Consider the following 14,340-nt stretch of genomic DNA (forward strand, 5'->3'; position numbering starts at 1 on the left):
CGGCGGGCGGGCTTGGCAGGCTTGGCGGGTTGTGCGGCCGCAACGGTGTCGGTGTCGGTGTCGCCTGAACTGTCCTCGACCTTCTCGGCCGTGTCGGTCAAACCACCTGATCCAGCTTGCTGATCTTCCACTGGTTCCCTTCCTGCTTGGCCGTGGTAGCCCAACGATTGGTGTTCTTGAAGACCTGTTTCCCGTCCGGAGATTTGGACGTGAACTCGGTCACCACCAAGACGTTGACGCTGCCATCGTCGTTCCAGCGCTCCACGCCCACTTCAATCACCGTGCCAGTGGCCGGCTCGGCCTGGGCGACCTGGAGGAGGATCTGGTTCGCTTTGTCGTGATACTCCTTGGCGAAGTCACCGGTCGCGTGCGCCAGCACCCGTTCGACGTACTCGTTCGCGTGGTACGGATCCACCGAGGTGAACTGCTCCATGAAAAATTTCACGAAGTCGACTACCTCGTGGTCCTTTTGGACCGCACGCTCATGGGACTCATGCGAAGCAAACAACAGACTCGACAGCGTTATCGCCGTCACCATGACCATGCCCGTGACGATGCCGACGACAAGTAGCCGCCATGATCGCCGCGGCAGCGAGCCGAGCGCGGCAAGGAGCGTCGCCTCGCCCGGCTGAAACTTGCGTCGAGGACTCACTTCTGCTCCCCCGGCGGTGCGGGCGGCGGCTTCTCTTCCGGCGGCGCGGGCGGCGGCTTCGGTTTGGCCAGGACGGTCAGGTCGTCGACGAGCCAGTGATCGTCGCGGCCTCGGACGAAATTCGCTCGCACGGTTGCGGTGATGTACCGGACCTCCTGGCCTGTGCCACGCCGGCCCTGCATGAACAGCAGCATGGTGATGCGATCCGGCGTCGCGGACTGGATCGCGCCGGCCGTCACCCAGTACTCGTTGACGACGGGATGCCCCTTGGCGACCTTGTCCTGCTCGGCGGCCAGCTTGGGCCGATACGCATCCGTCGTCAGCGCCAACGCGCGATCGAAATCCTCGCGCAGTGTGCTCGGGTCGTAGGTCAGCATCCGCGAGACCAGCCGAGGACCCTCGACGGCGATCACCGACCGGGCATGATCGGTCGCCCGTTGTCGGGAGTACACCGTCGCGTAGCTGATGCCCACACCACTGAGGCTGACGCCCGCTGCGACGAGCAGCATGATCGCGATCCATCGACGGATCTGCGGGAGCCGCTCGTCGCGTTCGACGCACCGCACCTCGGTGTGGGTCAGCATGTCGGCGAAGGTGCGGCGGCTGGAATCCCACAGCGGCCACAGCCATCCGATGAACACCGGCAGGGTATCGAGCAGGTGGGCCAGGTCGCGTAGCAACAGCCACCACGGGCCGGGCCGCGTCCCGTCGCTTTCCGTCACCGCGATGCCGGTCAGCGCGCGTCCCAGACTCCAGCCGGTGATGCTCGGCAACAGCAACCGGTTGACCAGTATCAACAGGATTGTCAGAGCCCAGGTGCCGACGGACACCCACAACCACACGCCGGTCGGCACGGTCAGGGAGACCAGGAACATCGTCGCGACCACGGCGAGCCCGGGCAGGACGTCGATGGCCAATGCGCCGGCGCGCAACCGCCAGGGCGCCAAGACTTTCTCGGGTAAGACTTGGATGGTTTCCGTGGTCTCGATGTCCTCGACCACCAGCGTCACTTCGTCACCTGGTCGAGCTTGGAGATCCGATACTGCCCCTCCGCCATCGCCATGCGTACGCGCAGGCGGTAACCCGTTTCCTGGTTCTCTTGCTGGTTGTTGGACACACGGACCCGCATCGCCACCAGCACGTCGATGGTTCCGTCGGGATTGTTGTGTTCGACAGCTGCCCGCAGGTCAGACACCTGTACGTGCACGTTCGCACTCTGGTAAGCCTGGACGAGCATGCTGCTGTACATGACGGCCTGGGTTCGGTAGGCGTCGGTGCCGCAGTCGATGATCTTCTGCTCGCTGGCCGCCATCGCATCTGTGTCCGGCGCCTGGGTGACGGCGACGCAGTCTTTGGCGGCCTGCAGCGCTGCCTCGTTGTTGCGCGCGATCGCCTGGCTGTCGAGGTGATACCGCAGCGCCAGGTAGCCGCCCGCACTGATGCCGCCGGCAAGCAGGAAGAGCACGATGCAGACGGTGACCACCCAGCCCCGGCCCAGTCGCGACGGCGGGCGCTGCACGCCGTCGTCAGAAGCTAGGTCAGTTGCGGGGGTTTCAGGGTCGGGACTTTCCGATTCCTCGGTCGCTGCCTCGGACTCGTCGGCAGCAACCGCATCGCCCTCAGACTCGGTGGAGTCTGAGGCCGTCGTGGCCTCTGCCTCAGTGCTGATCTGCTCGGTTTGCGCCTCGGATTCGGTCGAATCCTCAGCGTTCACCTGGTCGCGCAACGAATCATCGGCGATGGGGTTCAGCCGGCCGGTGCCAGCATCTCCTTCCATCCATCGTCTCCTGTTTTGGTCGAGTTTTCGACGGAGTACTTGATTCCGTCGGGCCCTACCAGTTCACCGCTTTGGGGACTGTAGACGGCCGTGGGCGGTCCCGGAGTGTAGACACACGGGTTGGGCTGTTGGCCGTTGCACTGCACGCTACCTGACCCGGGTCGTTGCAGTGGGTCACTGATGGGCGGTGGCGTCGTTCCGCCGGGCGGCAGTTTGTCTGCCGGCAGCGGGTTCAGGCCGTTGTTGACCGACGGCGCCGGAATCACCTCGCCCGGACGCACCGACTGGTCACACCGCGCCGCGGGTGCGGGGCAGGTCAGGATCTGGTTGGGGTCGCCGAACCAGGGGTTGGTGCCGGCAGGCACGTACGGGTTGGGGTCACGGCACTCCCGCCGCGGCGTCGCAGCACGCTTGCCCGGCACATCGACGCACGGGATGTTGCGCGAACCACGCACGCTGTTGGCCGGTGTGTCCATCGGGATCTTGCAGTACGTGCCCTTGGGTAGTGGCTGCAGAGTGGTGTCGGCAAACGATCGCCACTGCTCTGCCGGGATGAAACCCGTCAGGCACGGGGGCGGTTGGTTGATCGCCAGCGCCATGTCGAGAGCGGCCATATTCGGGAACGGCGCGGCCACCGTCTGCGCGATCGCGGCGCCCTGCGGGAGGAACACCAGCACCTGCTCGAGACCAGCGCTGTACTTCTTGAGCAGGTCGATCACGGCGGTCAGGTTCGCCAGCGTCTGGGGCAGCGAGTCCCGCACGTCGTTGAAGACCTCGTTGACCTGGTCGGCGGTCGGCGCGGCCTGCTGCAGAACGCTCCGCAGGTTCTGGTCGCGCTCCGCGGTCTGGGCGGCCAGCACGTTCAGGTTGTGCGCCCATCGCGAGATGGCGTCACCCGAGTCGACCTGGCTCTGCAGAACCGGTCCGGAGTGCTGGATGATGTCGTTGATGTCGTTGATCTGGTTGTGGAAGTCGCCCACGATCGCCTGAGTGGCGTCCGTCAGCCGTTGCAGGGCCGGGCCCAATCCGCCGACGGCTTGAGCCGTCTCGTCGAGCAGCTGGGGGATCTTCTCCTTGGGGAGTACTTGCAGGCCTCGGTTGGCCGTGTCCAGCGCGGGACCGATCTCACTCGGCACGGTGTTCCGGCACGCGGTGCCTTCGCCGCAGCCGATGTTTGAACCCGCCTTGTAGTACTGCTTGGGGTTTCCGCGTGACACGAGGTCCAGGTACTGCTCACCGACCGCGGATACGGAATGCACGTTTGCCGTGGCGTCGATCGGGATCTTGTAGCGGCTGTCGATACTCAGCGTCGCCCGGGCACCCTGCCGGGTGGGCTCCACAGTGGTGACCTTGCCGATCGTCACACCGCGGTAGGTCACGTTGGCCGTCGGGTACAACCCGCCCGAGGCGGGCAGGTCAGCGGTGAGTTCGTACCGGCCAATGGTCAACGGCTCGGGCAACAGGGTCGGGATCTGCAGGTAGTAGACGCCCAACACCAGCAGCGAGATCACGGTCAGGCCGCCGAACATCAGCAGCTGCCGTTTGATAAAGGGAGTTAGCAATTCCTGTCGCCCCTCTCGACAAACGGCCCGCCTGGTGCGTTCGCCGGGCTAGACGTGTACCGGACGTCCGGGATCATCGTCTCGGGGTCGCGGCCGAACGATTGCTCGATCGCACGCAGGGCGCCCTGGAAGCCAGTGCCGGTCAGCACCGCGTTGTCCATGGCACTGAGCGTGACGTCAAGCGTTGCCGACACGTTCTGGTAGTCGCCGCGGAAGATCTTCGGAACCGCGTCGATGTCGAACGGCTGGGTCAGGATCAGCTTCAGCGCACCGATCAGGTACGGCGAACCCTTGCTGAGCTCCTTCAGCGGGCACTGCAGGGCCGCCAGGGAGCTGTGCAGCCCGGCCTGCGCCTCGCCCAGGTACTGGGCGGTGACCTGGCTCAGGTCGCCCACCGCGTCGACGGCGTTGACCAGCAGATTCTGCGTGTCGGCGAAGTGCTTGAGCAACGGCGGGAAGTCGGTCAGGACCCGGTCCAGCACGTCCGCCCGCTGGCCGACGTAGACCAGCAGTCGGTTGGTGGAGTCAATCGCGTGGGTGATGTCGTCGCGTTGCTGGTTGAGCTGGTCGGTGAAGGTGTCCAGCCTGTTGAGGAAGCCGCGGATCTGATCGCCCCGCTTGTAGAAGATGTTGAAGACCTCGTTCTGCAGCACCTCCAAGTTGGGGATGCCGCCACCACGCAGAATGAGCGCGATGCTCGCCAACGTCTGCTCGGTGTTGGGGTACGCGGTGTTCTCGCCACCCGCCGAGTTCTTCAGCGGGAGCGTGTCACCGTTCTTGAGCGCCGGGCCCTCGGCCGGCGAAATCAGCTCCACGTGCTGCGAACCCAGCAAACTGGTCTGCCCGATCTTGGCGATGGTGTTCTTCTTCAACACCACGCCCTTGTCGATGCCCAGCGTCAGGGTCGCAATCCAGTTCTTCAGCTCGATGCGGCGAATGGAGCCGACCGGGACGTCGGCGACCATCACCTTGCTGTTGCCGTTGATCGCGAGGGTGTCGGGCACCTGCACATACAGGACGTAGGAACCCTCGCCGCTACCCGGACCGCCCGGAATGGTCACGTTCGAGATGCCGCGCCACCCACACGAGCTGGACAGGATCGCGACCATCAGCAGTACCAGCGCCTGCCAACTGCGGCGGCGTAGGGCACCGGCTATCACGTTCAGCACGCGCATCACTGGCCTCCTGCCTCAGCGGGCAACGGGGCGCCGACCGCCGCGGCCGGCGGCGGACCCGGTGCCGCGGGCACCGGCGGGACGGGACCCGGGACCACGCCCGGTCCGGGCGGCGGTGGCGGGATCGGAACCTGCGGAGCGTTCAGACCAATCGGCGGCAACACCGGGTATTGGTCGTAGGCGTTCGGCGGCCCGGGAGGCGTCTGCAGCGTGGACTGCACGGGCTCGATGTCGGGCCCGCCCATCAACTCGTCCAACGACTCGGGAGTCAGCAGACCCCTGGTGATCGGACCGACCTGCACGCCCTGCATACCCGGGGCCACGATCCAGCCGGTCTGGGTGTTCTTGTGCGACAACGGAGTGTCCGGTACCCAGATACCCGGCACGGTCGTGTCCTTGTATCCGGGCGGGGGCTGCAACCGCGGCTCGGAGTACGCGACGTCCTTCGGCAACACCGACGCCAGGTTGAAGGTGTTCAAACCGAACGGGAAGTAGTTGAACTTGATCGCGTCCAGGATCGGCGCCAGGTATTGCGCGCAGAGTTCGGCGGATTCTTGGTACCCCAGCCGGCTCGCGGCCTGAATCGAGCTGCAGACGAACTGCATCGGGTTCGCGAACGCGGTGATCTCTGGAACGGCGACCACCGATCCGTGCGCCGGGTGGTAGATCTGGTTCACGTTGGCCGCGGCGGTCGGAAGAACGTGCAGGGCGGTCTCGATGCCGTTCAGCGGCTCGGACTGCAATATCGTGTTGGTGACGTCCGCCAGGTTGTTCACGTCGTGCGCGAGCACCTCGCGGTTCTTGTCGAGGAACGGCCGCACGGTCGTCAGCAGGCTGTCGATTTGCTGCAGTGCGTTGGACAGATCGCGGTCGTTGCTCGCGAGGCGGCCGGTGAGCTCGGCCAGGTTCTGATTCAGCGACACGAACTGCTGGTCGTCCTGGTGCAGCGCGTTGACGAACAGCGCCAGGCTCTTCACCACCGCAAAGAAGTCACCGCGTCCTTGGTTCAGCGCGGTCAACGCGTCCGACAAAGACTCCAACGTCGCGTTGAGCTGCTTCCCCTTGCCCTGCAGGCCGTTCGCGAAGGACTCGATGACCTCCCCGAAGGGCCCCTTGGGCTGCTCCTTGGTTGGACCGAGCTTGTCGATGATGTCGGTGATGCTGTTGCGCAGCTCGTCCCACTCCACCGGAACCCGGGTGCGGCTGATGTCGATCACCGCGCCGTCCTGCAGAGTCGGGCCACCTTTATACGGAGGCTCAAGCTGCAGAGTGCGGGATGCGACCAGGGTCGGGTTCAGAATCCACGCCTCGGCGTTTGCCGGCACCTTGTACTTGTTCTCGTAGTGGAAGGTGACCTTCATCTTGTCGCCGGCGGGCTCGATCTTGTCGACCCGGCCCACCTGCAACCCCATGATCAGGACCTTGTCACCCGGGTACAGGGCGTTCGCGGCCGAGAAATACGCCGTCACGGTGTTGTTGGTCAGCTTCTTGTACAGCGTGAAGCCGGCCCACGCAGCGACGAGCCCGACGATCACCAGCAGGATGCCGATAACAATGGTTGCGCGTGACAACCTCGGCAGGCGGATGTTGCGAACGTCAAAGATGGTGCTCAATTCTGGCTACCTCCCGCCGCACCACTGCCGCCCGTTCCGCCGGGCGTGATGAACGGTGCCGGTAACTGATTGCCAGGCCCAGGAGGCGCCGGCGGTCCCGGCGGCAGGCCCGGTGCGAACGTTGACGGTGGCGGAACCGGACCCGCCGGTCCCAAGGGCTCGGTGCGGGCACCCGGAGGTGCGTCCGGTGGGATCGGCACGGGCGTACCCGGGACGTCCGGAACCGGTTCGCCCGGTCGCCCGGCGATCGGGAGGCCCGGCGTCGGCGGCAGGCCGTTCGGGTTCGGTGGCGACACCTCCAAGTTGTCCAGCGGCGCTGGGAAGAACGGCCCACCGAACGGGCCTTGCAGCGCCCCGGCGCAGGGCAGCGGGTCGCCGGGCCGTGGCAGCGCACCGGCCGCTGGGGTGTAGGAGCACGGCGATCCGGGCGGGATGGCCGGTCCCGGGTGGTCCGGGGTGCCTTCCAGCACGCGCGGCGCAGGCGGCGGCGCGCCATTGGGGAACCGGGTCCCGTTGGGGTCGGGGAAGCGGTATTCCGGCAGCCCGGCGCTACGCCAGAACTGCTCTGGGTCCAGGCCGCGCTTCTTGAACGCCGCGTCGATGAACGGCTGCATGACCTGCCCCGGCGCCAGGTTGTGGATAACAACCTTGAAGAACGGCCCCGAGCTGATGGCCTCGTTCAACGACGGGAGGAACCCGCCGACCATGATCAGCCCGTTGGCAAGGTCGTCCTTGCGCTCGACCAGCAGGTCACTGACCGTGCGCAGCTGTTCAAGCACGTGGTTGAGGTTCGGGTTGTCGTTGATCAGCCCCTGCACCTGCTGTGAGAACGAGGCGATGTTGCCCAGCAGTGCGTTGATCGCCTGTCCGCGTTCGTTGAACGCGGCGATCAGTGTTTTCGCGTTGACCAACAGCCTGTCCACCTGGCTGGCACGGTCGCCGAGGACGCTGGCCACCTGGTTGGCCTGGGCCAGCAGGTGCTTGATCTCCTCGTCGCGCTTGCCGATGGTGTCGGAGAACCTCTCGACACCCCGCAGCGCATCGCTCAAGTGCGGGTAGGTCTGATCGATCGTCTCGGACAGCACGTGCAGCGACTGCTTCACGGCGTCGATGTCCCAGCCGGTGGCCGCCTTGGTGACGTCGAAGAAGGCGTCGTAGATCTGGTACGGAGTGGTGCTCTGCCCCAGCGGCAAAATGCCGTTCGGCCGCAGCGGTTGGTTGCCGCGAGTGTCGATCTCAAGCACCTTCTTGCCCAGGATCGTGTCGGTGCGGATCGCCAAACGGCTTTCGGTGCCGATGGTGTTGCCACCGATCGAGAACTTGACCACGATGTGGTCGCCTTCGATCGACATTGCCTCGACCTTGCCGACCTCGAAGCCGGCGATCCGGACCTTGTCGCCCTTGTTGAGGCCGCCGGTGTCTTTGAACTGCCCGTAGTAGTACGGCTTGGCGAACAGCATCGGAACACTGGTGAAGCTCTGACCCACCCCGACGACCAACAGGGTCACCAGGATGCCCATCAGGCCGATGTGGAGCCGATTTGGGGGTTCTAGCGTTCTCATTGCGGTGCGCACCTACCCGTGGGCTGAGAGAAGAGCCTGACCGTTCGCACCGGACCGCCGGGCTGCAACCCGTTGATCCTGAGGCTGATGTCGCATGAGTAGAAGTTGACGAAGTCTCCGTAGGAGCCGATCGCCCGCCCGATCATGTTCAACGCGGTCGGCACCTTGTGCAGGAAGTCGTTCAGTTGTTCACTCTGGTCGATCAGCGGCTGCTGGATGGGGTCCAGGTAGTTGATCGTCTTGTGCAGCAGCGCACGGTCCTCGGCCAGCAGATCCGCCACCGTTCCCGCAGCGTTGCTGATGTGTGCGGTCCCGCCCGCCAGCTCGTTGTCGTGGTTCTTCAATCCGGTGATCAGCACCTCGAGGTTGTTGACGGTCTGGTCGAATTCCTTGCGGTGCCGCACGGTGGTGTCCAGGACGTTGTTCAGGTTCTTGACCACATCGCCGATCGCGGCATCCCGCTCGGCAAGCTGTGAGGTCAATTGCGCGGTCTGGTCGAGGATGTCGTTGATGGTGCCGCCCTGCCCCTGGAACACGGTGATGATGGCCGAGGCGATCGTGTTGACCTTGTCCGGGTCCAACGCCTTGAACACCGGCTTGAAACCACCGATCAAAGCGTCCAGGTCCAACGCCGGGGAGGTCCGCGCGAGCGGAATCAGTCCGCCGGCCGGCAGGATCTTGTCGTATCCGTCGCCCGAGCCCCGCTTGAGTTCCACGTAGCGGTTGCCGATCAGGTCCAGGTACCGGATCTGAGCGGTCGTGGACTGGTACACGGGGATCGAGCGGTCGACGTCGAACTCCACACGGACCCGCTTGCCACCGTCGATCAGCTGAATGTCGCTGACCTTGCCGATTTCCACGCCCGAGGCGCGAACGAACTGGCCCTTGCGCAGGCCACTCACATTGCTGAACTCAGCGGCGTAGGTGTTCGTGCGGTCGAAGCGGATCTGCCCGAACACGACGATGATCATCACGCTGAACAGCAGCAGCACCACTGCGAAGATGCTGAGTTTGATTAAAGTTCCGGTGATTTTCATGGGTTGATCGTGTTATCCCCTACTTGACGGCCCCAGACGTACTCGATGACGTAGGGCGAACCGACCTCCAAGTGGTTGTACGGGGCGAGGCTGTTCCCGGTGTCCATGACGAGTTCGGGCGCCGGCCAGAAGTCCCGGGTGATCGGCTGCCAGCAACCGGGTGCACCACCGGGTCCACCGTGCGCGTTGACGCGGGGCAGGTTCTCCGGCCACACGTACGGGTTCGGTGCGCCGCCGACCAGGCCGGCCGCCAAGCCACCAACCTGCGAAAGCAGCAGGGGCACCAGCGATATCGGGTTGAGCATCATGCCCAGGGCCGACAGCGGCACGGTGTGGCTGTTCAGCGAATAGCCGTTGCCGCCGAGGAATTGGTAGGCCTTGGGTTCGATGTCGTGGTAGTTGCGCAGCGTGCAGAACAGCTCGGGGCTGTAGGTGTCCAACAATTGTGCGACAGGCACCAGGTCGTTGGCGCCGCGCGCCAGGTATGGCCCGCCGCGCCGGAATACATCCGCGCCGGTGTTACCGAAGCCCGCGGCCGCCAACAGCGCCTGGTCCAAGTCGTGTTGGTGCTCGTTGAAGGTGCGCGCCGTGGGCACCGAGTTGTTGAGGAACTCGAACAGGTCCGGCGCGGCGTCGGCGTATACGTCGCCGAGAGCGGCCAGCTGTTGGATGTCGCGACGCGCCTGCGGCATCTGCGGGTTTATGTCGTCCAGGATCTTGTTGCCGTTGACGATCGATTCCCCGAACCGGTCACCGAGGCCGGACAGCGCTTGCGCTGCCGCACTCAGGGTCAGGTTCAGCTTGATCGGGTCGACCTTTTCCGAGATCTCGGTGAGGGTCTGGAACAGCGTGTTGATCTCGGTGGTAATGCCTGTGGCGTTGATCGTGCTGTGCGGCTTGAGGTGCCCGCGGGAGATGTCCTCGCCATTTTTGTTTCTGGGCGTGGTCAGCGACACGTACTTGCCGCCGAACACCGTGGTCGCCTTGATCTGAGCGTCCACATTCTCCGGGATTATGTCGAGGTATCGCGGATACACGTCGAGGCTGAATTTGGCGGCCGGCTTGCCGTCGGGTCCGGGCACCTCGCTGATGGTGTCGACGCGGCCGATTTGCACCCCGTTGTAGGTGACCTTAGATCCGGGATCCATCACCAAGCCGGCCCGCGGAGACAGCATCGTCAGCTTGGTCTTCGGGGTGAAATCCCCTTTGAACTGGAAATACACCAGCGTCAGGATGAGGAGCAGGATCAGGATTGCCGCGACGCCCGCCGTCTTGTATGGCGGGTTCTTGACCTTGTTGACCTTTCCAACCGGCGATGTCATAGCGCTACACCGTCAATGCGAAGTTGGGGTTGACGCCGTACAGCGCCAACGCGGCGGACAGGACGACAACTTGCACCGAGACCAGGGATAACCGCATCGATCTACCCACCGCCTCGCCCACGCCCACGGGCCCACCGCCGGCGTTGTATCCGTAGTAGCAATGGGTGACCATCACGATCAGCGCGATGAGGATCGCCTCGAGGAAAGACCAGAACACGTCGTCGGGACGCAGGAAGGTCCGGAAGTAGTGCTGGTAGGTACCGGGTGACTGTCCGTACAGCGCCGTCGTGACGATCTGCGGCGACAGGAACGACATGATCATGGCCAACGCGTAGAGCGGGATGATCACCACCAACCCGGCGACGATCCGGGTGGACGCCAGGTAGGAGACGGACTTGATGCCCATCACCTCCAAGGCGTCGATCTCCTCGCTGATTCTCATTGCGCCCAGTTCGGCAGTGGCACCGGCGCCCACCGTCGCCGCCAGCGCGATGCCGGTGACCACCGGGCCGGCGATACGGACGTTGATGAGCGCGGAGAAAAAGCCAGTGAACGCTTCGACGCCGATGTTGCCCAGGGACGCGAAGCCCTGGATGGCCACCAGGGAGCTACCGGAGAGGGTGACGAAGCCGACGATTGCGGCGGTGCCGCCGACGACGGCCATGGCGCCGGTTCCCATCCCGATCTGCGCGATCAGCCGCAACGTTTCCTTGCGGTAGTAGCGCAGCGCGTGCGGGATCTGCCCGATGGCGACCAACACGAACCAGGCGATCTGGCCCGTCTCGTCCAGTCCGCGCGCGGCAGCGCCGGCGTAGCGGTTGACGTTGGCCACCGCCCGCGGGAAGCGGGCGCGAACTACGGCGCTGGTCGACATGTCAGTGCCCCGTCCCGAATCGAACACCGATGGTGGTCAAGATGACGTTGACGGCATACAGGGCAACCACGCACAGCACGACCGTTTCGTTCACCGCGGTGCCCAAGCCCTTGGAACCGCCACGGACGGTCAGGCCGCGGTAGCAGCCGACCAGGCCGGCGATCAGGCCGAAGGTCGCGGCCTTGATCATGGCGATGATCACCTCGGGCAGCCCGGTGATGGTGGTGAGGGTGGCCAGGTAAGCCCCACCCGACACGTTCTGCAGATAGACGCCGAACAGGTAGCCGCCGACCAGGCCGACGGTGATCACCAGAGCGTTGAGCAGGGTGGCGACGACGGTCGCGGCGATGACCCTGGGCACCACCAATCGGTGGATGGGGTCAATCCCGAGGACCTCCATGGCGTCGATCTCTTCGCGGATGGTGCGGGCACCGAGGTCGGCGCAGATCGCCGTCGAGCCGGCGCCCGCCACCACGAGCACAGTGGTCAAGGGCCCGAGCTGGGTAACGGCACCGATCGCAGCACCGGCACCGGAAAGGTCAGCGGCGCCGAACTGGGCCAGCAACACGTTCAGCGTGAAGATCAGCAGCACAGTCAGCGGAATCGACACCATGATCGTCGGCAAGATGGCGACCCGCATGATGAACCAGCACTGCAGGATGAGCTCGCGCCACTGGAATGGCCTGCGGAACAACGCCCTACCGGTCAACACACACATGCGGAAAAAGCCGCCGATCATTGTCAGCGGCGTCTCGAGCTGGTCCCTGAGGTAGCCGACCAAGTGCGGCCGTGAGGATGTCGTCACCACTGCCCCCTCATGGCGACTTCGCATGCATCGCGTCGTGTGTGGCGTACCGGCCGATCATGTCGCACGCCTCCTCCTTGCCCCATTCCGGTGTGTGACCATCGGCTCTTTACTCGCAGGTAGTAACGCAGACCACAGGAATGTACCTGATGGCCCGCCACCTGTGAACCGCTGCCTCACAATTAACCTTTCGTCAACACCGAGCAAACGACGCAGTGCTCCTATCCATCCTTCTCTTCTGCCAAATCACTTGAAGCAGAACGTGTTTTAGAAAAATTTGATTGTCCGTAGCGAAGGCGCAACTCAGTCTTGAGCACCTTCCCGGCGGGGTTGCGGGGCAGTGCCTCCACGACCTCGAGCGCCTTGGGGTGCTTGTACCGCGCGAGCCGCTCGGTCAGGTACTCATCTAGCTCTTCGATCCGAAGGTCTGGTTTCGTTACAGCAGCGATTGCGACCGGAATTTCGCCCCATTTTTCATCAGACCTACCGATCACCGCGACTTCAACGATGTCCGGGTGACTCGCCAGTACGTTCTCGACCTCGGCGCAGTAGATGTTCTCACCGCCGGAGATGATCATGTCCTTCTTGCGGTCGACCACCCAGACGTAGCCGTCCTCGTCCATCCGGACCAGGTCCCCCGAATGGAACCAGCCGCCCGCGAACGCCTCCGCGGTGGCTTCCGGGTTGTTCCAGTAGCCGCTCATCAATGTCGGTGCCCGGTAGACAATTTCGCCGACTTCGCCGACGGGTACGTCATTCATGTCGTCATCCACGACGCGGGCCCAGACGGTGGGAATCACCTTGCCGACGGATCCGCGCTTTCGGATCGCGTCTTCGCCCAGCAGCATGCAGGTCACCGGCGACATCTCGGTTTGGCCGAACGCGGCCAGGATCTGGGCGCCGGCAAAGACCTCCGACATCTGTCGCAGCAAGGCGTCCGAGGCGGGCGCGGCCCCCCACGAGATAACCCGCAAGCGCAAGTCGCGGGGACGGGCCAGCTGTTCGGCGCACACCGCCTGCCACTGGGCGGGAACCAGGAAAATGCTGGTGACCCGTTCTGCCTCAAGTACATCGAGCAGCTGCGCGGGATCGAATGCGCCGAGTGGATAGATCACCGTGGGAGTGCCCAGCAGCGAACCGACCAACAGATTGCCGATTCCCGCGATGTGGAACAGGGGGACACCGATGAAGCCGACATCGGAGTTGATGTCGGCGCCGCTGGTGTAGAGCATGGTCATGGTTTGACCGGTCAGGTTGGCGTGGGTGAGGACGGCCCCCTTGGGACGGCCGGTTGTCCCCGAGGTGTACATGATCAGGGCGGGCGAGTCGTTCGGGATGTCGACGGGTTCGGGGGCGTCACCCACCTCGTCGATGAGCTCCTCATAACCGAGCACGCTGGATGAGTCGCCGGGTGAGTCACTGGAAGAGCCGCCGGCCACCACGATCGTGTCCAACAGCGGCTGTATGTCGCGAACGCCGGCCGCCACGGGAGCCAGCGCCGGTTCGGTGATCACCACCCGGCACCCGCAATCCTCGACCAGAAACGCGATCTCGGTGGGCGTCAAGCGGAAGTTCAGCGGCACCGCGATGCCGCCGAGCATGTTGACCGCCAGCACCGATTCGACGAACTCCGGGCGGTTGAGCATCAGGACCATGACCCGGTCGCCGAAGCCGATTCCTCGCCGACTCAACGCACCGGCCAACGCGCTGACGCGGCGTTCCAGGTCCGCCCAGGTGATCGTGCCGCCCAGAAACCTCAGTGCGGTGGCCTGAGGCTGCATCATGGCGTGCCGCTCGAGCTGGTTGACCCAGTTCTGCCGCCGAGCGAGCTGCAGCTGCGTCTCGGCGGCCACTCGGGTGTGCGCCAGTTGCGCCGTCAACCGTCTCTTCCCTTCACTCACGCACCGCTTGCGTCAGATTGATATTTGATAAAACATGGTGTTGCCTGGGTCACATTAGTG

Annotated in this window: 12 protein-coding genes; all 12 read right to left on the reverse strand. The window is 64.5% G+C overall.

What is annotated here, in order from left to right; translation table 11 throughout:
- Positions 1-97: 97 nt before the first annotated feature.
- Complete coding sequence (locus BST27_RS03675) at positions 98-652, reverse strand: mammalian cell entry protein (RefSeq protein WP_069417661.1); 555 nt, start codon at positions 650-652, stop codon at positions 98-100.
- On the reverse strand, positions 649-1,662 hold the full coding sequence (locus BST27_RS03680) for an RDD family protein (protein WP_069417662.1): 1,014 nt from the start codon (positions 1,660-1,662) through the stop codon (positions 649-651). The genes BST27_RS03675 and BST27_RS03680 overlap by 4 nt, the downstream gene beginning before the upstream one ends.
- Positions 1,659-2,429, reverse strand: a complete 771-nt coding sequence (locus tag BST27_RS03685) for an Mce protein (RefSeq protein WP_069417663.1) — start codon at positions 2,427-2,429, stop codon at positions 1,659-1,661. The genes BST27_RS03680 and BST27_RS03685 overlap by 4 nt, the downstream gene beginning before the upstream one ends.
- Positions 2,399-3,991 carry a virulence factor Mce family protein gene (locus tag BST27_RS03690; RefSeq protein ID WP_083148378.1) on the reverse strand — a complete coding sequence of 531 codons (1,593 nt, stop codon included), beginning with the start codon at positions 3,989-3,991 and terminating at the stop codon, positions 2,399-2,401. Before BST27_RS03690 ends, BST27_RS03685 begins: the two co-directional genes overlap by 31 nt.
- On the reverse strand, positions 3,985-5,166 hold the full coding sequence (locus tag BST27_RS03695; RefSeq protein ID WP_069417665.1) for a virulence factor Mce family protein: 1,182 nt from the start codon (positions 5,164-5,166) through the stop codon (positions 3,985-3,987). The genes BST27_RS03690 and BST27_RS03695 overlap by 7 nt, the downstream gene beginning before the upstream one ends.
- Positions 5,166-6,779 (reverse strand): virulence factor Mce family protein, encoded by a 1,614-nt coding sequence (locus BST27_RS03700; RefSeq protein ID WP_069417666.1) that lies wholly within the window; start codon positions 6,777-6,779, stop codon positions 5,166-5,168. Before BST27_RS03700 ends, BST27_RS03695 begins: the two co-directional genes overlap by 1 nt.
- Complete coding sequence (locus BST27_RS03705) at positions 6,776-8,341, reverse strand: virulence factor Mce family protein (protein ID WP_083148384.1); 1,566 nt, start codon at positions 8,339-8,341, stop codon at positions 6,776-6,778. The genes BST27_RS03700 and BST27_RS03705 overlap by 4 nt, the downstream gene beginning before the upstream one ends.
- Positions 8,338-9,378, reverse strand: a complete 1,041-nt coding sequence (locus tag BST27_RS03710) for a virulence factor Mce family protein (protein WP_069417667.1) — start codon at positions 9,376-9,378, stop codon at positions 8,338-8,340. Before BST27_RS03710 ends, BST27_RS03705 begins: the two co-directional genes overlap by 4 nt.
- Positions 9,375-10,700, reverse strand: a complete 1,326-nt coding sequence (locus BST27_RS03715; protein ID WP_069417668.1) for an MCE family protein — start codon at positions 10,698-10,700, stop codon at positions 9,375-9,377. The genes BST27_RS03710 and BST27_RS03715 overlap by 4 nt, the downstream gene beginning before the upstream one ends.
- Before the next feature lie 4 nt (positions 10,701-10,704).
- Positions 10,705-11,574 carry an MlaE family ABC transporter permease gene (locus BST27_RS03720; protein WP_069417669.1) on the reverse strand — a complete coding sequence of 290 codons (870 nt, stop codon included), beginning with the start codon at positions 11,572-11,574 and terminating at the stop codon, positions 10,705-10,707.
- 1 nt (position 11,575) lies between these two features.
- Positions 11,576-12,313, reverse strand: a complete 738-nt coding sequence (locus BST27_RS03725; protein WP_276014398.1) for an MlaE family ABC transporter permease — start codon at positions 12,311-12,313, stop codon at positions 11,576-11,578.
- Positions 12,314-12,600: 287 nt separating this feature from the next.
- The gene (fadD5, locus tag BST27_RS03730) at positions 12,601-14,259 is read right to left on the reverse strand and encodes a fatty-acid--CoA ligase FadD5 (protein WP_069417670.1); all 1,659 of its coding nucleotides are present in this window, start codon (positions 14,257-14,259) and stop codon (positions 12,601-12,603) included.
- Between the last annotated feature and the right edge of the window lie 81 nt (positions 14,260-14,340).

The sequence above is a fragment of the Mycobacterium intermedium genome, from assembly GCF_002086275.1.
In the GTDB taxonomy this organism is placed as follows: Bacteria; Actinomycetota; Actinomycetes; order Mycobacteriales; family Mycobacteriaceae; genus Mycobacterium; species Mycobacterium intermedium.